At 36.3% G+C, this 18,023-nt stretch carries 19 protein-coding genes and 1 pseudogene; 16 read left to right on the top strand and 4 right to left on the bottom strand.

The window, feature by feature from the left end; genetic code table 11:
• Positions 1 to 146 precede the first annotated feature (146 nt).
• The gene (locus ACX9YW_RS17845) at positions 147 to 1,322 is read left to right on the top strand and encodes a NupC/NupG family nucleoside CNT transporter (protein WP_460348955.1); all 1,176 of its coding nucleotides are present in this window, start codon (positions 147 to 149) and stop codon (positions 1,320 to 1,322) included.
• Between the two features lie 179 nt (positions 1,323 to 1,501).
• Entirely contained in the window at positions 1,502 to 1,729 is a 228-nt protein-coding gene (locus ACX9YW_RS17840) for a hypothetical protein (RefSeq protein WP_460348953.1), read from the top strand.
• 105 nt (positions 1,730 to 1,834) lie between these two features.
• Here ACX9YW_RS17840 and ACX9YW_RS17835 read toward each other — a convergent pair whose 3' ends face one another.
• Complete coding sequence (locus tag ACX9YW_RS17835; RefSeq protein ID WP_460348951.1) at positions 1,835 to 2,527, bottom strand: LrgB family protein; 693 nt, start codon at positions 2,525 to 2,527, stop codon at positions 1,835 to 1,837.
• Between the two features lie 6 nt (positions 2,528 to 2,533).
• Positions 2,534 to 2,902 carry a CidA/LrgA family holin-like protein gene (locus ACX9YW_RS17830; protein ID WP_460348949.1) on the bottom strand — a complete coding sequence of 123 codons (369 nt, stop codon included), beginning with the start codon at positions 2,900 to 2,902 and terminating at the stop codon, positions 2,534 to 2,536.
• Positions 2,903 to 3,217: 315 nt separating this feature from the next.
• Here ACX9YW_RS17830 and ACX9YW_RS17825 point away from each other — a divergent pair, with 315 nt between their 5' ends.
• The 7 genes from ACX9YW_RS17825 (at position 3,218) to ACX9YW_RS17795 (ending at position 9,888) form a co-directional block, all read left to right on the top strand.
• On the top strand, positions 3,218 to 4,321 hold the full coding sequence (locus ACX9YW_RS17825) for an AI-2E family transporter (protein WP_460348947.1): 1,104 nt from the start codon (positions 3,218 to 3,220) through the stop codon (positions 4,319 to 4,321).
• A gap of 820 nt (positions 4,322 to 5,141) precedes the next feature.
• Positions 5,142 to 5,681, top strand: coding sequence for a sigma-70 family RNA polymerase sigma factor (locus ACX9YW_RS17820; RefSeq protein WP_460348945.1), 540 nt, complete (start codon positions 5,142 to 5,144; stop codon positions 5,679 to 5,681).
• On the top strand, positions 5,681 to 6,094 hold the full coding sequence (locus ACX9YW_RS17815) for a PadR family transcriptional regulator (RefSeq protein WP_460348943.1): 414 nt from the start codon (positions 5,681 to 5,683) through the stop codon (positions 6,092 to 6,094). Before ACX9YW_RS17820 ends, ACX9YW_RS17815 begins: the two co-directional genes overlap by 1 nt.
• The gene (locus tag ACX9YW_RS17810) at positions 6,095 to 7,375 is read left to right on the top strand and encodes an FtsW/RodA/SpoVE family cell cycle protein (RefSeq protein WP_460348941.1); all 1,281 of its coding nucleotides are present in this window, start codon (positions 6,095 to 6,097) and stop codon (positions 7,373 to 7,375) included. It abuts the gene before it with no gap.
• 308 nt (positions 7,376 to 7,683) lie between these two features.
• Positions 7,684 to 8,175 carry a GyrI-like domain-containing protein gene (locus tag ACX9YW_RS17805; protein WP_460348939.1) on the top strand — a complete coding sequence of 164 codons (492 nt, stop codon included), beginning with the start codon at positions 7,684 to 7,686 and terminating at the stop codon, positions 8,173 to 8,175.
• A gap of 191 nt (positions 8,176 to 8,366) precedes the next feature.
• Complete coding sequence (locus ACX9YW_RS17800; protein ID WP_460348937.1) at positions 8,367 to 9,278, top strand: VOC family protein; 912 nt, start codon at positions 8,367 to 8,369, stop codon at positions 9,276 to 9,278.
• A gap of 76 nt (positions 9,279 to 9,354) precedes the next feature.
• Positions 9,355 to 9,888, top strand: coding sequence for a GNAT family N-acetyltransferase (locus tag ACX9YW_RS17795; protein ID WP_460349070.1), 534 nt, complete (start codon positions 9,355 to 9,357; stop codon positions 9,886 to 9,888).
• A gap of 332 nt (positions 9,889 to 10,220) precedes the next feature.
• On the opposite strand, the pseudogene ACX9YW_RS17790 reads toward ACX9YW_RS17795, so the two are convergent.
• Positions 10,221 to 11,455, bottom strand: a pseudogene (locus tag ACX9YW_RS17790) (IS110 family RNA-guided transposase).
• Positions 11,456 to 12,004: 549 nt separating this feature from the next.
• Here ACX9YW_RS17790 and ACX9YW_RS17785 point away from each other — a divergent pair.
• From ACX9YW_RS17785 to ACX9YW_RS17760, 6 genes are all read left to right on the top strand, one after another.
• A complete protein-coding gene (locus tag ACX9YW_RS17785; RefSeq protein WP_460348934.1) occupies positions 12,005 to 12,277 on the top strand; it encodes a hypothetical protein in 273 nt (90 codons plus the stop codon).
• Between the two features lie 304 nt (positions 12,278 to 12,581).
• Positions 12,582 to 12,788, top strand: a complete 207-nt coding sequence (locus tag ACX9YW_RS17780) for a DUF6199 family natural product biosynthesis protein (RefSeq protein WP_460348932.1) — start codon at positions 12,582 to 12,584, stop codon at positions 12,786 to 12,788.
• Positions 12,789 to 13,059: 271 nt separating this feature from the next.
• Positions 13,060 to 13,257, top strand: a complete 198-nt coding sequence (locus ACX9YW_RS17775) for a hypothetical protein (protein WP_460348930.1) — start codon at positions 13,060 to 13,062, stop codon at positions 13,255 to 13,257.
• 429 nt (positions 13,258 to 13,686) lie between these two features.
• Complete coding sequence (locus ACX9YW_RS17770) at positions 13,687 to 14,007, top strand: hypothetical protein (protein ID WP_460348928.1); 321 nt, start codon at positions 13,687 to 13,689, stop codon at positions 14,005 to 14,007.
• 535 nt (positions 14,008 to 14,542) lie between these two features.
• Positions 14,543 to 15,055 carry a sigma-70 family RNA polymerase sigma factor gene (locus ACX9YW_RS17765; RefSeq protein ID WP_460348926.1) on the top strand — a complete coding sequence of 171 codons (513 nt, stop codon included), beginning with the start codon at positions 14,543 to 14,545 and terminating at the stop codon, positions 15,053 to 15,055.
• Positions 15,055 to 15,852 (top strand): hypothetical protein, encoded by a 798-nt coding sequence (locus ACX9YW_RS17760; protein WP_460348924.1) that lies wholly within the window; start codon positions 15,055 to 15,057, stop codon positions 15,850 to 15,852. Before ACX9YW_RS17765 ends, ACX9YW_RS17760 begins: the two co-directional genes overlap by 1 nt.
• A 273-nt stretch (positions 15,853 to 16,125) precedes the next feature.
• Here ACX9YW_RS17760 and ACX9YW_RS17755 read toward each other — a convergent pair whose 3' ends face one another.
• Positions 16,126 to 16,422 carry a TIGR04104 family putative zinc finger protein gene (locus ACX9YW_RS17755; RefSeq protein WP_460348922.1) on the bottom strand — a complete coding sequence of 99 codons (297 nt, stop codon included), beginning with the start codon at positions 16,420 to 16,422 and terminating at the stop codon, positions 16,126 to 16,128.
• Between the two features lie 1,044 nt (positions 16,423 to 17,466).
• Here ACX9YW_RS17755 and ACX9YW_RS17750 point away from each other — a divergent pair.
• Positions 17,467 to 17,793, top strand: coding sequence for a DUF4181 domain-containing protein (locus tag ACX9YW_RS17750; protein ID WP_460348920.1), 327 nt, complete (start codon positions 17,467 to 17,469; stop codon positions 17,791 to 17,793).
• The last annotated feature ends 230 nt before the right edge of the window (positions 17,794 to 18,023 follow it).

The following is an 18,023-nucleotide window of genomic DNA, read 5'->3' as shown; positions in this document are numbered from 1 at the left end:
AAAATCACTAATAATAGTCTATAGAAAATGGGCAACATAGAGAGGCAAATCATTTTTCATAGAAACAATGGTAAGGTTAATCCTCATTGGCACCTATATGAACAAAAGGTTTGGAAATCTTTTCAATTGTTTGGGGGTTTCATCAGATGACGATATTAGTTGGAATAATCGGGATCATTTTGCTCTTATGTATCGCCTGGTTGATGTCAAACGATAAGTCTCATATCAATTATCGTGCAGCTGCGATCATGCTTGCATTTCAGCTATTGATTGCGTGGTTTATGCTCAATACCAAGATCGGTAAAACCGTTCTTCATAAGATTGTAAATCTGTTTGATAAAATTCTTTCCTTCGGTAAGGAAGGAATATCCTTTGTGTTTGGGGATTTGTCAACGAAGGGGTATTTCTTCATAGATGTATTGATGATGATTATATTTGTTTCAGCACTACTGTCCATTTTAACCTATTTGAGGATCTTGCCACTGGCGATTAAATATATTGGTGGGACGGTTGCTCGAATTACTGGACTTCCTAAAGTGGAATCGTTTGTTGCCGTCAACTCGATGGTTTTCGGTGATACTACCGCTATCCTTTCGGTAAAATCACAGTTACATAAACTTTCTCCTAATCGATTGTTCATTGTCGTAACGTCTTCACTTGTGGCAGTGTCCTGCTCGATCTTAGGGGCCTATATGCAAATGATTCCGGCTGAGTATGTTTTGGTGGCCTTACCGATTAACGTATTTTCCGGGTTAATTCTTTCTTCGATTGTTTGTCCAGTAACAAAGGAGGAAGATGAGGACATCGATATCAAGGAAATGATTCCTGAAAAATCTTTGTTCGAAGCGATTGGAAACGGTGTCATTATCGGTGGGAAAACGGCATTAATTGTTGGGGCGATGTTGATTACCTATATTGGGTTATTGGCGATGATAAACTTTATCTTAACTAGTTTAGTCGGGATGACCTTCCAAGAATTAATTGGGTATATCTTTGCGCCGATCGCCTTTATTATGGGGATTCCGCATACCGAAATGGTGAGAGCTGGCTCCATTATGGGAACGAAAGTGGCTGCTAACGAATTTGTTGCGATGCTCGATTTAATGAAAGTGATGGGGGATTTTTCACCGAAAACCGTCGGAATCCTATCCACATTCCTAGTTTCATTTGCGAATTTCTCTTCCATCGGAATCATCCTAGGAACGGTACAAGCTATTAACAACGAAAAGGCCAGCCAACTGGCAAAAGTCGGCCTCAAAGTCCTCCTAGTCGCCACAATGGGATCCGTCCTAACCGGCACCATCGTCGGCCTATACCTCTAACACTTTAACGCATTAACGCATGTGGGGACAGTCCCCACATGCGTTAATGCGTTAAAGGATTATTATGTGAATGAATGGTGGTATTTTTCTTATTGGTTGGTATCAGGGCGTTTCCCCAATCAAATTAGGCATGATCATCATAAGATGTAGTATCTTATAAAAATAGAGGAGGAAATACTTTGTATAATTATTATATGCCAGCGTACCGGAATATCGGTCATCATGAAATAGATCCAAATGATTATCGGTTTTTTCCGTTTTTAGGACTTGGACTTGGCTTTTTAGGTGGCCTTGCGACAGGTGCATTACTGGCTCCGGGTCCAGGATTCGGTCGATACCCTTATTATCCAATGCCGTATCCAATGCCATACCCGTACGCTCCAATGCCATACGCACCGTTCTATTAAGATTTTCTAATCCCACTTTAGTAAGGTAATGGCCTCTTCAAATTAGGAGGATAACAACTAAAAGAGCATCCATCATACAAAATGGATGCTCTTTCGATTCGTTCTTCAAATTCCAAGTAGCCATACAATGATGGGACCTAATAAGGAGCCAATAATGGCAGATAATGTCATGGAAACCGAACTCATTGAAAACGTAAGTTCATTATATTCAGCAGCCTTTGCGGTTCCTAAGGCATGGGAGGCGCTGCCAAGGGCAATACCTCTGCCTATCGAACTTTGAATTCGCGCGTATTTAAAAATCAAGGGAGCTACGATTGCACCGAAAATACCAGCTATCATGACGCCAATGACTGCCATCGAAACATTTCCGCCTATTCCTCTCGTCACTTCTATCGCAACAGGCGTCGTAAGTGACTTAGGGATAATGGAAAGCGTTATTGAATGGCTAAATCCAAACAACTTCGCCAATAAACCGACACTTACCATTCCAGATATGGCACCAACCAATACGCCTCCTAAAATAGGGAACAGATGATTTAATAAAAAATGTCGTTGGTTGTACAATGGATAAGCAAATGCCACAACTGCCGGTCCTAATAGAGAATCAATCCATTGGCCACCAATCATATAGGTTTGATAAGGAATTTCTAGCCATACAAGGACGATGATCATCAGAATGGTCGCTGTTAAAATAGGAATGAAAAAGGAGTACGAATACCGCTTGAACAAACGAATCGCCGCAAAATAAGCGACAATGGTTAGTAAAATCATACCTACTGCGAATAGAAGTTGCTGCACTCATTTTCATCCTTTCCTAAATGATTTCTCTTTCTCAAAGTATTGACTAACCGTTCCTGCTATAGCAATAGAAATGACCGTGCTTAATAATACAACTAAAAAGAACAATAAACCTTTCAATGAGAGCAAAGAAGGGTAGTTCATAATACCTACAGTCGCAGGTATAAAAAAGAACGTTAACATACTTAACATAAAACCTGCGCCATGCTCAATAAACTTAACGGGGATGATTTTTAAGCATAAACAAATGAATAGGAGAATAAGTCCATTAATACTACCAGGTATGATCGTATGGAAAAAATTGTGAATGACAGTTCCAATGAAGAAAAAAAGATACAAAAGGCAAATTTGCCCTATAATGATCAGATACTTCATACTTGCAGTAATCCCTCTTTTCCAATGAAGCTATATTGCTAGCTTTTGAAATATAGACCTCTCTATTTTATGCATATTAGTCATTTTACTCATACGAACAAAAAATGTATACTAAATGAGAATTACTGTATATGAAATCAAAACTGAAGCTCGTCTAACTCCAATGTGATTTTTATCAATAAAATTGGAACTTCTATTAAACTTATTCGTACTTATGGTAGGAAAAATAAACAAATGGGGGAAAGTATATGGACAATCAAAAATGTCTACAATTTGGATGGTTATCTATCAATATGAAACGAAGAGGTACATATCGTGTCAAAATCTAAAACCCAATTCTGGCTCATCCAAATTTTGCTTATCGTAACGATTATTTATGTTTCAACTAAAATCTCGTTTATGTTTGCACCTGTAGGAGTCTTCTTTTCAACGGTGTTCTTTCCGCTCCTCATTACGGGATTTCTGTTTTTTTTATTGAATCCATTAGTGAATTTTCTTGCTAGGAAAAAAATACCTAGGATTGTCGCGATTCTGATTATTTATATTGGTTTTGCTGGGCTTATTACCTTGGCTGTCGTCAGTTTAGTTCCAGCCGTGTCAAAACAAGCTAGCGATTTGGCTAATAATTTGCCAGTTATTGCCCGCGAGGCGACTGATATTTTTCATAATGTCGTTAAATCCTCTGAGTTTAAGGCATTTCGGGATGAGCAAACAGAAATTATTCAATCTGTGCAACAGCGGTTAATCGGCTATGCTAATACCTTGCCCAACAAGCTAACAAATGGAATCATGGGGATTTTTGGCATGATCACCAATATCGCCATTATTCTTGTTACTGTACCGTTGCTGTTATTTTATCTGTTTAAGGATGGTCATAAATTTCCGCGAGCTGTGGCCAATTTTATTCCGACTGGCTATCGAGATGAAGGCTTGAGAATTTTAAAAGAAACAGGAGAAACTCTTTCTGCTTATATTCAAGGTCAAGTCATGGTTGCCCTCGCGGTAGGAACTTTAGCCTTTATCGGCTTTTTGATTATCGATTTAAAATATGCGTTAACCTTAGCGCTTATTATCGCTTTTACCAATATCATTCCCTATGTTGGACCCATCATCGGTGGAGCACCTGCCTTGCTCGTCGGCTTTTTTGAATCACCCATGAAAGGTATTTTGGTCATTGTTGTCATCCTTGTTGCTCAGCAAATCGAAGGAAACTTCCTGTCACCAATGATTTTAGGCAAATCCTTGGATACCCATCCGGCCACAATCATTATTATATTACTAGTTGCCGGCAACCTAGCAGGTGTCTTAGGCATGATTTTAGCTGTTCCAACCTATGCTGTCGCTAAAGTCATCGTCTTGAATCTAGTTAAATTTTTAAGGGCACGAAAGGCTGCCCAAATGACGGTAAAAGAGACCTGAGGCTAACAGCTGGAGTTAGTGTGATGGAACAGGTTGTTAACAGTTGGGGGAAAATGGAAGTGTTTAAAAAGCCGTCCACTGTTCAAAGTTGAATACGGATTACAATGAGCATGACCTATCCGATATGGGATGGGTCATGTTTTTTCATTCTTGATAAAAGATTTGAGACAAAAGGAAAAATGGGTGTGAGTTCAGACAGGACTAGCTCTAATATTTGTAATCGAGTCCGAACTGGAGACGAGTTCGGACAGGAGTAGCCCAAAAAACTGAAATCGAGTCCGAACTGGGAATGAGTTCGGACAGGAAAGGCTCAAAAAACAGAAATCGAGTCCGAACCGGGAATGAGTTCGGACAGGGAAGGCTCAAAAATCTGAAAACGAGTCCGAACTGGGAATGAGTTCGGACAGGAAATGCTCAAAAATCTAAAATCGAGTCCGAACTGGGGATGAGTTCGGACAGGAGTAGCCCCAAAAATTGAAATCGAGTCCGAACCGAGGATGAGTTCGGACAGGAAAGGCTCAAAAATCTGAAACCGAGTCCGAATTGGGGATGAGTTCGGACAGGAAAGGCTTAAAAATCTAAAATCGAGTCCGAACTGGGGATGAGTTCGGACAGGAGTAGCCCCAAAAATTGAAAACGAGTCCGAACCTGGCATGAGTTCAGACATAAAATACTCCAAAAACCGTAATCAAGTCCGAACAAAACAACGATTAGGACAGCCATTTAATAAATGATAAAATAAAACCAACAAAGTTTTTTTAAAATAATCAAACCTCCCCTAAGGGTGTTTCGTCTATAACTATTGAAAGGAGGGACGGCTATGGAAGATATTATTGCTGCAGCAATAGAAGCCGATGATAAAGAAGTCCTTTTAGATGAACTAATGAATGTATATGGACAAGATATTTTAAAGCTTGTTTATTCTTATGTGAAAGATAAAACGATCGCGGAAGATTTGACCCAAGATATATTTGTGAAGTGCTACAAGTCCCTTGATACGTTTAATGGGAAGTCCAAATGGAGAACGTGGTTGTGGCGGATTGCCATTAACCATTGCAAGGATTTTCTAAGAAGTTGGTATCAAAGGAATGTCGTCACTCCTGGTGAGGAAGGGATGGCATATAAAGGTACAAACAAGGATCATATCGAAAATAAAGTCGTTCAAAAAGAAGAGGATGATCAACTGATTTCGGCAATTATGATGCTACCTATCCAATATCGGGAAGTGATTTATTTATATTACTATGAAGAACTGTCGATTAAAGAAATTGCGGTATTGACAGATACGAATGACAATACTGTTAAAACGAGACTCCGACGCGCGAAAGAACTTCTGAAAGAAAGATTGGAGGGTATGTGATGGAGGACCGATTAAAAAACCTAAAGAAAGTCATGGATCAACGCACATTTAGTGAGCTTACCTTTACAGATCAGCATAAAAAGAAGATATTGGAAAGAGCCAAACAAAATGAATCGGAATCGGATATCCAGTTGGCCGTTTTGCAGCTACTTGTTCAAGCGAAAACGGGTTATGAATTAAGCTCGCTACTGATGGCAAGAGGGATTAAATCGTTTCAAGATCAGGAAGGGACGTTATATACCTTATTACATCGATTGGAGCAATCTGATTACTTACGTTCAAGTTGGGATGAATCCGGTGGCAAATACTATGAGCTCAATGATAAAGGGAGAAAATTATTAAAGAAATCTGAAAGTAAACAACCGGAAAAACGGCTAGCGTTTAGGGCTTTGTTTGAGGGTGGTGGCAAGTAAGTGGAAAAGAATCGCAAGCAGATATTCCTGAGAGAAGTCACCGAACAAATCAAATCAAAGGAAGCAAAGCAGTTTGTCGTGGACGAATTGACCTATCATATTAAGCAATCGAAACAAAGTTGGATAGACAGAGGGTTGACGGAATCCGAGGCAGAGGCTAAAGCGATTGAGAGTATGGGAAGTCCTACAAAACTTGGAATCGAAATGAATAAGCTCCATCGCCCGAAAATGGATTGGTGGACGCTCATTTTGTTAGGTGTAATCTTACTGTTAGGTTTCCTGCCCCTGTTGGCCCTGGGACAAAACGGGTATATGGCAACCACTATTTTTCTAAAAAATAAGGTTATTATCGTACTTCTCGGTGCTTTATTGGCTGTTGGTATCATGTTCTTTGATTATCGCAGGTCGCAAACGAAAGGGTGGCTTTTCTATGGATTAGGTATCCTGCTGCTGTTAGCGATAAAGTTCATATCTAACCGAATAATCGGTGGCGTTCCCCGGATTGAAATAGGGCCCTTAACGATTGAAAGCCTGATGGCAATTCCCTTATTCTTACTCGCCTGGGCCAGTTTTTTCAATCAGACCCGATTGAAGGTTTGGTCGTTTATTGGACTGTTTCTAATTCCCATCTATTTGTTTCTGTCGATACCAAGTTTGCCAAACGTCTATATTTATACGATTATGGTGTTTGCAATGCTTTTTTGGAGTAAATTTGGTAAAAAAACAGCCACCATCTTATTAAGTTCTGCTATAGGATTGGGTATCCTTTTTGGCGTGATTTCTTGGAATTACTTAAAAGAATACCAGAAGTTAAGATTGCTTGGCTTTTTGTCTCCAGAAGATCATGCCATGACGTCTGGAAACATTTATATACGTTTGAAAGAGTTTTTGGCCAATGCAGGCTGGTTTGGATTTGAAGGAGAAGCCAAATTCTTGCCTGAGGCTCATACGGATTATGTATTTGTTACCTTTACGTATTATTACGGTTGGCTCCTAGCCGCAGCTCTAGTGGTTATTCTTAGCTTACTTGCAGTAAGAATGATGTTCGTTGCGTTAAAAATAAAAGATACCTTTGGCAAGCTGTTGCTTATTGGCGTTGTTGGCCTTTATGTAGGTCAATTAGCGACCAACGTAGCGATGTCGATAGGATTGGTGCCTATCATTGCCGTTTCACTACCTTTTATGAGCTACGGATTAATGCCAACTGTCCTAAATGCCGTTTTGATCGGAATCGTGCTATCCATTTACCGGAGGAAGGATATGGCCGTTTTGCAAGGCTAGTATATTTTTATTTTTCCAACCAGACAACCGGACATAGGTTCCGCTATCTGCGGATAAAGTCAACGTTTTTAAGGGATGGAGGACACACATTCCGTTATTTGATAAAAAATGGGTTCATTTCGCGTTGAATCTAGTGAATAACGGATTCAGTGTCTTCAATAGTCTATAAAACGACCATTTTTAAGATATAACGGAATCTATGTCCGCTCCCCAACCATTCCCCAACCTTTTTCTCATGAAAAGCAGGAAATCTTCGGTACTTGTATAATAGTTAATAGAGTAGAGAACATGCTAATAGGAGGAGTTTCATGAAACCGAAAATAATCGAAAAACCCGTTTTTCACGTCCTAGGGTATGGTATTGAAACCACCACTCTTAACGGGCAGAACAGTTCAGATATTCCAAAATTTTGGCAAGAATATTTGGAAAATAATCTTCGAAACAATATTCCCAACCCAATCTCACCAAATGTTGAATTAGGTATTTGTACCGATTTTCATGATGGCAGCTTTACCTATTTGATTGGCATGGAAGTGGAACCAACAGACCAGGTTCCAGAAGGAATGATTTATAAAACATTCCCAGCTAGCCAATATGCCGTTTTTACCACACCGAATGCAACGAATGAAACCTTTACGCAAAGCATCCAAGAAACATGGGGGAATGTTTTTCAAACATGGCTTCCAACCTCAGGGTATGAGCATAGTGGGGGAGCCGAAATCGAGTGGTACGATGAAAGATGCTGGGGAAATGAATACAAGCAGATGGATATTTATGTCCCTGTTAAGAAGGTTGAGTAAGTCTTAAGTAGAGTAGAAGAATAGTGATCGGTGATCTTTTCCTGAAGTATTCCTAAAATGATATTTTTAAATACCAGACATTTGAACACCAATACCTTTTCATCCCCGAATATGTTCTGTTAGCTTTTTTGGGGGAAATATGCTGTAATTTGGGTAATATTGTACATTCCAAAAACTTAGGAGGAATCACTTTGTCAAAAAGTCAAACAATTGTTCCGCATTTATGGTATGAAAGGGAAGCGAAAGAAGCGGCTGAGTTTTATACTTCCATATTCCCAGACTCCAAGGTTACAAATGTAACAACAATCCGCAACACACCTTCAGGTGATTCCGATATTGTATCATTTGAGTTATGGGGACAGAAATTCATGGCAATCAGTGCGGGACCATTTTTTAAAATCAATCCGTCCGTGTCATTCATCGTTAATTTTGATCCATCGCGAGAAAAAGACGCAAGTGATAAATTAGATGAGGTTTGGAACAAATTGTCCGAAGGTGGCACAGCATTAATGCCACTTGGTCAGTATCCTTTTAGTGAAAAGTTTGGTTGGATTCAGGATAAATATGGTTTGTCCTGGCAGTTAATCCTTAGTAATCCCGAAGGTGAGGAGAGGCCAGCCATTGTACCGTCACTTTTATTTGTCGGAGATAACTGCGGCAAGGCTGAAGAAGCCATCCAATTCTATTTATCCGTGTTTAAAAACGCAAAACAGGGACAGCTCACTCGCTATCCAAAAGGCATGGAACCTGACAAAGAAGGTACCATCATGTTCACTGATTTCAGCTTAGAAAATCATTGGTTTGCAGCAATGGATAGTGCACACCAACATAACTTTAAGTTTAACGAGGCCATCTCATTCATCGTTTACTGCGATAACCAAGAAGAGATTGATCACTACTGGGACAAGCTCTCTGCAGTACCCGAATCTGAGCAGTGTGGTTGGTTAAAAGATCAGTATGGGTTATCCTGGCAAATTGTACCTAGTGATATGAACGAGATGATGAGCAAGAGCACACCTGAGCAACTTGCGCGGATCACAAAAGCCTTTCTGAAAATGAAAAAATTTGATCTTGCAGAGCTAAAAAAAGCATACGAAGGATAAATGAAAATTAAGTTGCTCTTTAAAAGATAGATTGGTTGCAAAACTTAATCAATAAGGGGGCAGGGGAATGAAAGTAATGGGATTACCAAAGGTCTCCTTAAGAGAATTAACCCTTGACGATGTCGAGGACCGCTATCAATGGTGTTTAGATCATGAAGTAACCAAATACCTAAATATGCCTGAGAAATATCCACCTTTTAGTAGAGAAGAAACTCGCATTTGGATTAAAATGTGCATAGATAAAACCAATGGTTATGAACAGAAAGCAATTGAAACGGAGAACAGTGTACATATTGGTTGGGTGGATTTGAAGAACATTGATAAAGTGAACAAGCATGCAGAATTAGGGGTCACCATTGGGGATAAAAACTTCTGGGGCAAGGGCTATGGATTATCTGCCATGCGTGAGATGCTAACTTGGGGTTTCCGTGAACGTAGCCTTAACAAAATTTGGCTTAGAGTCGATGTAGATAATGAAAAGGCGATTCGGTCTTATAAGCGAATGGGTTTTGTAGAAGAAGGTATATTACGCCAAGATCGACTAAGAAACGGAGTGTATGTTGATCGGTCGAGGATGAGTATTCTTAAAGATGAGTTTTATTGTAATTAATGGAAATAGCAATGTTAAAAAAAGAGTTTCTTAATGCTCAAGTGAACAAGCCATTTAGGATGACTTGTTTACTTGGGCATTTTTATATTCTAATTTTCTTGCAAGTATGCTACTTCTGAAGTGAAGTTGGTAGCAACAGAAATTGTATAGTTACTTATATTTATACAATTTTTTGTAATTGTTGTTATGGAACTCTAAACCAGCTAATAGTATGTCAATATTTTTCAATAAAAAAATTAAAACTCACATGATATACTAAAAATAAGCATGCCAAATAACCTACCGTTATTATGATTCTGGAAGGTATTGTGATATTTAGTTAAATTTAGGCATTAAGATATATCTTGGAAAGTAGTTTTATTCTTTAAAAGGGCGAAAATCCAATGTAAGAGCTTATTAACACATGCTATCACAGCTACTTTGAAGGGCTTGCCTTCTCCACGTTTCTTGTCGTAATACTCTCGCATTCTTTTATTACGAGGGATTATTTCATCAGTTGTTTTCTTTTTACGACAATCACGAATCGCACAACGAACAGCCATATAGAGTGCATGTCTAAGCCTACTTGATCCTCTTTTAGTGATTCGATTTTTGGTGGCGAAAAATTTGCCTGATTCAAATACACTAGGATCAACTCCTGCGAAAGCAACGAGCTTTTTAGGGTCATTAAATCGATCTATCTCCCCAATCTCAGAAATAATCGTTGCAGCGATCTTTTCTCCAATTCCAGGGATAGATTTGATGATATTATATTCCTCAACTTCTTTAGCGAGAGTATCTATCTCTGACTCTAACTTCGATAGATGCTCTTTGTACTGAAGTAGTATATTTATATAAATTCTAAGGCTCAATATATGACTCTGGTATATAGTCTTTTCGAACGGATTACGTAAAGCCGCTGATTTTAGATCCTTGGCTTTTTCTTTTGCCCACCTGATAGAACGACTCTTACAAAACTCTAGTATCTTGTCCGCTATTTTTTCTTCATCCGTATTTAATATATCTTCAGATGATGAAAACTCTGAAAGAGTTAATAGTGATACTACCGAATATAGATCCCCAAAAACCCCTGCATATTCAGGAAACACTTGTTCAAGGACGGCTTGAAATTGAAGTTTTGTTTGAATCATGACACCAGTAATATTCTCATGTTGTCTTGTAAGATTCCGTAGGTTTAACAACTGGACTCCACGTTTTTTGTATGGCTCGAAATCCTCTTTATAAAACAATTCACATAGAAGATATGATCAATTGCGTCTGTTTTTACCTTTCGAAGACTGGATGCTCTTGCCTTGTAGGAAATAAGAGGATTAATAATTATTAATAAATATCCACGTTCCTCTAAATACTGAACGACAGAAGTTTGATAATGCCCAGTTGATTCTAATATAACCGATGGTTTCTTTCCTGATTCAGACTGAATTTCCTCAAGAAATTCTTCTAATAAACTTAGACCCTCATTAGTATGAGGTATTTTAAAGCTCTTACGATATGGTTTCCCTTAATCCAAAAACGCTTGTACCTGACTTTCTCCTTTTGATACATCCAGACCAACGACTGGATTCATTCTAAATCTCCTCCTAAACTAGTAATTTACCAGTACCCCTAATTCCTCTATGCAGTGTCACAGCTTCGCTTGTTATACGAGATCTAAGTCCCAACCAGCCTCAATCATGTTTCTACAAGTAGGGGGCGAACGGTTTAGTTCACGGGGTCTAAGCCCCACGGGCAGTTACGTTCTACCCTGGCTACTGATATAATAAGACCAAAAAAAATAAGGTCAACCAGAAATATTTTCTTATCTGGTTAACCTTATAATACGAACGGGGCAGTTTAGTGGCAGATGACCTATCTACTCTTGGGAGGATTTAAGCGGATATTCTGCGAATATAAATCTTTAGTAAATAATCCATTATCGATAACACAGATAAGTAAGGGATTGGAGGAAATATTGAGTTTTAATTTAAAAAAGGTTATTACACATTTTTAATTATGTACGGATAATTTAGGAATAGGTGTATAAATCTTTTCATAGACAAACGTACCATCGGTGCTAAAGGATAATTTAAAAATGTGTTGAATATATCTATGTAATATGGGAAAGGAGGAAATTAAAATGTTATTAATGGTGTTTACTATTCATTTTTTTATCATGGGTGCATTTGTACTTTTAATAAGCGGGCTCATTAGTTTTATATTTCCTCGACTTTATTTCATTATTACAGTTCTTCTTAGTATGATTGCAGGTTTAATTTTTTCATATGTTTTTGAAGTTAAAGAATTAGCAATGTTTGCGATAATATTAAATGGGTTGCTTTCCCTTCTTGCTATTGGGCTAGTGAGGGCGGGAATTTACGCAAAGCAAAAGGCAGATAATTATAGTGATTAACAGCTAATGATATGTAACTAATGATGAGCATTTGTTACTTAAGCAGCCAATTCAGAAAGCCGAGAATTTACGAGTTTTTATTCATTTAAACTTGTTTATCTCGGCTTTTTTGCTATGTGAGATTTTGTAAAGATGTAGGTTAGTGGCATAAGGGATAATAAATGATTTTAATGAAAAATGGGAAAATCGAATCCAGTAAATAGTTTGTTTTTGTAGTGGTTAAATCTGCTCCATTAAATGGAAACTTTAATAAGGAAAGTCCGTATATTTAAGATACAGACGATTTTAAGGGGAGAAATATGAAATGATTCTATTAGGAGTAATTCTAATAATCATTGGTGTTTCAATGATTATTAAACCTTCATTTATTTGGCGTATTACAGAGAGTTGGAAATCAAACGATGGTACGGAGCCTTCGGATTTGTATGTTTTGTCAACACGATTTGGGGGAATTATTATGACCTTGGCTGGAATCGGTTCTGTTGCTGCAGTTATATTTTTAACAAGCTAACTCTTTTTTAACTATGGCTAATGAATAAAACAATCCATTTAGGCTAAGGGAGTAACGAGTGCAATCCTTCCATAAGGATGTATCGCGTTAAGCCAAAAATATGCAAGTTGTTACATAACTTGTTATTTTTGGCTTATTTTCATTCCTTTAGGGAGTAAAGGGGCAGGCTAGTTCAAAAAAAGTTTTAAAAATTTCTATAATTATTCGTAGATATAAGAAGTTCGAATAATGCAATAAAGCATATATATAAAGTGAAAGGAAGGGGTGCAAAGTGAAAAAGGGCACTAAATTAGGGTTATTTCTTTCATTGTTTGTATTAATTGGTTTTCCAGTTGTTTTTGTAGTTATCTCATTGCTTACAGGACAATGGGATACTTTTTTAATTGGTTTTCCAGCTTCATCTGCTGCGGGATTTATGGGTGTATGGATAGCTATTAGGGAAATAAAAAAGGAACGGAAGAGTGGTTAATCGTCCCCACTGATTTAAACATTAACTAGCTAAACGGAGTGGATAAGGAAGACGTATGTTTATTTACTGTCAAATTTATATCTAAAGAAGGAGAAAAAAATGTCGACCATTATATAAGCAAATTATCTTAATGTGTTTGTGAAGAAATATACTTAAAGTAAACGGGTGCGATTGTAGCTTAAGATGCTAATTCAGAAAGCCGAGAATATACGAGTTTTTATTCACCAAGACTTGTCTACCTTGGCTTTTTTTGTTTAGAAATCCAGCAAATGGGAAAAACAATTTCCTAAAAAAGGAATTATTGTACTTTTGTGGAATATTTAAAGGTAGAAAAATAGGAGGGATTTATATGTTAAATACATTTTTTTATTTTCGGTCGGAGCAATCTACAGATCATAATTAAAGGACGGGATTACTATAAACATTGCAATGGTTGATGTAAAAGTTTCTAACAACGAAATTGACTTAAATGAACGTGAAAAAAAGATTTTGGAAGTATTTTTGTTAAATTTATGTGCTCAGGCGAATGCTCAGGCCACAACTAAAGATATGGCGTTTACCCCATTGGAAAAAGAGAATCAGGATATACTGCACTTCCAATTTGCTTGGCAGTCTTCCATTGCTTCTGAGACCTATGTAGAGCTTAAGGAAGGATTTGATAGAAGAATTAAAGTTGCTTTAAAAATGTGTGGACTTCCTGAATGCGATATTACTTATAAAGAAAACTCTTATTTAAATTCCAATAGATAAAGGCAAAAAGGGGGGCAATCATCTCCTTTTTAATGATTACCAGAGCAGGTTACTTAAAGGGTAATACATAAGTAAACCCCATTAAAGAAATGTATTAAAAAAAACGGGTCGTAGAGTGAAAGTAGGGAGATGCAAGATCATCTTCTGTATTAACACTAACAGCAAATAATATAAAACCTTATGGAAGTAATGACGCTATCGTTACATAAGCAGCTATTACAGAAAGCCGAGAATATACGAGTTTTTATTCATTAAAACTTGTATAACTCGGCTTTTTTTGCACGGGCTCTAGTAAAGTAGGAGGTTTGGTGTCTAGTAACTTAATTTTTCTTGTTAATTTTACCATAGTGGAAAATGTAAATCTTATAATGGTACTAGTTAAGGCAAAGGTAACTTTTGAAACTTCTTAAAATTGCACTGAAAAAAGGTTAATGTGACCCTAAGATTTCCTTTCTAAAAATTAGTATAAATTTTTGAACCGCATATACCTTGGGTTTCGTCTTTATTTTTGAAAAGAAAAATTGGGGGGGAGAATGTGGACCTTACTGGAAGAGAAGATTTAATTGATTTTAATAAAATTGTTTTGGCTTATGTCAATGATATAAGAAAGATCGTTTTTTCATATGTAAAAAACCATCATGCAATGGAGGACATTACACAGGAGGTATTTCTTTCAGCCTATAACAATCTTGATCATTTCCGCGGAGATAGTTCTGTTAAGAATTGGCTAATAAAGATAGCAGTGAATAAATCTAAGGACTATCTAAGAAGCTGGCAATACCGTAGGGTTCAAATTACTAATTGGTTAGCCAAGGAAGAACTAGACAAAAATGATGTTGAATTAAAGGTCATCAGTAATTTCAGGGACAAGGAGCTCGCAAATTTGATTATGGAACTTCCAGTCAAATATCGAGAAGTTATTATTCTGTATTATTATCAGGATCTAGACACAAATGAAATCGGTAGTCTGCTTAATTTAAGTGTAAATACAGTGAAGACAAGATTAATTCGTGGCAGGGATCTTTTGAAAAGGAGGTTTGATTTTTGATGGATGACTTGAAACAAAATGTCAAAAAAGCTCTTGATGACCATATCTTGAATCAACTTAACCTAACAGATTCAGAGGCTACTCAATTTGCAACTTCAATAAAACAGAAGGCTATAAAAAGACGGCAGAAGGTAACATTAAGATTCTTTGCCCCTGCTGCAGCGGTTATCTTGCTATTGTTAATTTCAGGATTTTTGCTTATTAGTCTTATTCTACAGAATAACGGTGATTCAGAATTTCAAACAATTTCGCTACCGGAAATAAAGATGAAAAGTGAAGAAGAACAAAAAAGGATGCTGGAAACTTTTACTTATGATGATTATAAAAGGGAATTAGATGCTGTGGTAACCGAGGCTAATCGTTATAAGGTTGATGAAAAATTAAAGAAATGGATTATCAGAACTTTAGGATGGGAGAAACTCTATTATGAAACAGATTTGACTGCTGAGGAGGTAGTTCAACTATCTAAAAAGAACATGGAAGAAGATAGAGTATGGAAGGAAATTGCAAAAAGTGAATATGGTATTACTGTAACGGAAGAAGAAATTGATAATTATATAAAAGAAGGGCCAGATACAAGTGATTTACCGCAACACCTAGCATATGCAGCTGCACTAGGCTTGTCATTGGAAGAGCTAAATCACGGTTTCGACAGAGACATATATATAAAAAATGTCATTTGGTTAAAACTTAGACTTGAATTAGAAAAGAAATATGGTATTACCGATAATAATAAACTGGTGGAAAAATATGAGGAGGAAGTTAAGAAACGGATAAATAAAAAAAATCTTAACTGAAAAAGATTTTTTTTAGTCACTGATTTATTATTATTGTTGCTCTTATTTTACTAGGAGTTCTTTTAATAATCTATTCCCCACTTTTCTACTAACGACGTTCGATTATAGCTTAAGCTACTACTGAAGAAAGCCGATATTATACGAGTTTTTATTATAGGCTCTGTTAATTTTTAATGTTGATAATTAGATAAAATAATAGGGAAACCATTTCTTATGGATTTCCCTGTTCTCGATATATATATGTATCGGCAATTAGTTAAATAGTTGTTTTGTTTATTGGTTTTTATATGCTTTAAACCTTGCAAAATAAGGAAACAGAATGATGACTGCAAGTGAAAATAATATTACAAACAATATCCCTAAACCAAATGAAACATTATTCAAATAGAACAATGAAATAGCCACCATTATTCCTGTTGAAAGACCTAAAGTAAGCCTTGTTTGTATGGAAACATTATGTTTTGTTCCACACTTACAACATACAAGTGGTTTATAATTCACTCGACTAACTTTCTGTATTTCCATCCAAGTAAACTGATAACCGCAATTGTCACATTTTTGGATTCCCAAAACACCACCTCTTATTAAAGAAAATTATCCCCTGAGTTCATAAAAATATCAAAGGATTTTGCAGGCGAAAATAATATACATTAAAATTTCCCAATCGCATACTGTCATATGTGTCTGTCATTTCAAATACAAATGATGCTAATAAAAATTCTTTGATACGCCGTTAAGTATTTTCGTTGCTACGACTAAAGAAAAATAAGAACCAAACAAGGTTACTTTTTGTTACCTTTTTTTGAAGATTGATTAATATTAATTAAAAACGGAACCACTGTTAGTATGCCGACACTAAGAAAAAGCCCAACGAGAATTAATGAGTCTATCCATCCCAAATGACCAACAACAATAAACCAAATTGATGGTGGAATCGAAAAAAAGACTATTAATGTGAAAATCAATCTTAACAGTAATTTCTTGTTTCTTTTTGTCTTAAATATAAGAAAAATGCCAATAGTACCGATTACAAGTATATAACCTATCACTACATTTATATTGTTCATTGATCTAATTCCTTTTTATTTAGTCATTACTCATTATTTTGTCTCACTAAAGTAACTTTTACTAAATAATGTGTATCGAATATCAACATTAAACATTTACCTTTGACAGAGCCTTAATTATAGTTGCGGTACAAAGTTTTTATATTTCAACCATATAAAGAAGTTTAATTTACTTATTTAAGTTAGTATTGTGAAGGTTTGCACTTAAACTATCGGGTGCGTTTTTTTCTCTAACAATTAATCGTAAGAAGTCCAAAATATCCAGTATTTTTTACATCTTTTCCATATCTTGGGCGATTGTAGCATAAGCATCTAAAAATCAAGCCCGAAATAAATAGTCTTGAAAAAACTATTACTTCGGGCTTTTTGATTTGCTTTTATTCACCTTAAATGCCTATTTTTCGGAAATTGTGATTAATCCCTTTTAAAACAAATTTGCAGGAATATATAGGAGATATTGCGATTTTAATTAATTAACAATCTTTAACGGTCCCAAAATATCCTGCTTGTTGTTATACTACGTTAAAATAATTAGGGGGAATTTACTATGATTGGATTAATATGTATTATTCTTGCATTTTCACATTTTATTTTAAGGCTAATCATTGTTGGACATGAAAGAAAAGAACTCACTGAAGATGGTAAAACAGTTGACCTTTGGGGGAAGGTAATGCTTTCAGCTCTTGGAATCATTACTTTCATTTTTATTTATATTGAGAGCGAAGCAATGAAGTGGTTTTGGATAATTTTCGTAATAGCAGCATTGGGCTTTCAATCATTTGTAGATTGGAAATATCAAAAGGAGTCGAAGCGATATATTGTTTCACTCATTGTATTAATTATTGGTGTTACATTAGTTTATTTTCTCATCTAAAATACATTCTTCAATAAAAATAATTTTAAAAAGTAAGAAAAATATATGATTTAGTAGCTCTGCTTTATCTTAGTTTGATAATGAACTAAAGGTAAGCTAAACTTATATCTTTCAATCCGATAAAGCCGGAGATTATACGGGAATTTATGCATCCTTTTTTTGTTTTCAGTCTATTTGTTGTAACTGCTAATCTATAATTAACAGTTTTCGCTAATTAAGAATGAACACTT

Source organism: Pseudoneobacillus rhizolycopersici, from assembly GCF_054786815.1.
This window is presented reverse-complemented; position numbering and strand designations above follow the sequence as displayed.

What these genes read in the sequence shown, in the direction of transcription:
- ACX9YW_RS17820 (WP_460348945.1), top strand. Translation starts at nt 5,142, where the DNA reads ATGGAAGATATTATTGCTGCAGCAATAGAAGCCGATGATAAAGAAGTC.
- ACX9YW_RS17785 (WP_460348934.1), top strand. Translation starts at nt 12,005, where the DNA reads ATGTTATTAATGGTGTTTACTATTCATTTTTTTATCATGGGTGCATTT.
- ACX9YW_RS17795 (WP_460349070.1), top strand. Translation starts at nt 9,355, where the DNA reads ATGGGATTACCAAAGGTCTCCTTAAGAGAATTAACCCTTGACGATGTC.
- ACX9YW_RS17845 (WP_460348955.1), top strand. Translation starts at nt 147, where the DNA reads ATGACGATATTAGTTGGAATAATCGGGATCATTTTGCTCTTATGTATC.
- ACX9YW_RS17750 (WP_460348920.1), top strand. Translation starts at nt 17,467, where the DNA reads ATGATTGGATTAATATGTATTATTCTTGCATTTTCACATTTTATTTTA.
- ACX9YW_RS17805 (WP_460348939.1), top strand. Translation starts at nt 7,684, where the DNA reads ATGAAACCGAAAATAATCGAAAAACCCGTTTTTCACGTCCTAGGGTAT.
- ACX9YW_RS17770 (WP_460348928.1), top strand. Translation starts at nt 13,687, where the DNA reads ATGGTTGATGTAAAAGTTTCTAACAACGAAATTGACTTAAATGAACGT.
- ACX9YW_RS17760 (WP_460348924.1), top strand. Translation starts at nt 15,055, where the DNA reads ATGGATGACTTGAAACAAAATGTCAAAAAAGCTCTTGATGACCATATC.
- ACX9YW_RS17830 (WP_460348949.1), bottom strand. Translation starts at nt 2,902, where the DNA reads ATGAAGTATCTGATCATTATAGGGCAAATTTGCCTTTTGTATCTTTTT.
- ACX9YW_RS17780 (WP_460348932.1), top strand. Translation starts at nt 12,582, where the DNA reads ATGATTCTATTAGGAGTAATTCTAATAATCATTGGTGTTTCAATGATT.
- ACX9YW_RS17815 (WP_460348943.1), top strand. Translation starts at nt 5,681, where the DNA reads ATGGAGGACCGATTAAAAAACCTAAAGAAAGTCATGGATCAACGCACA.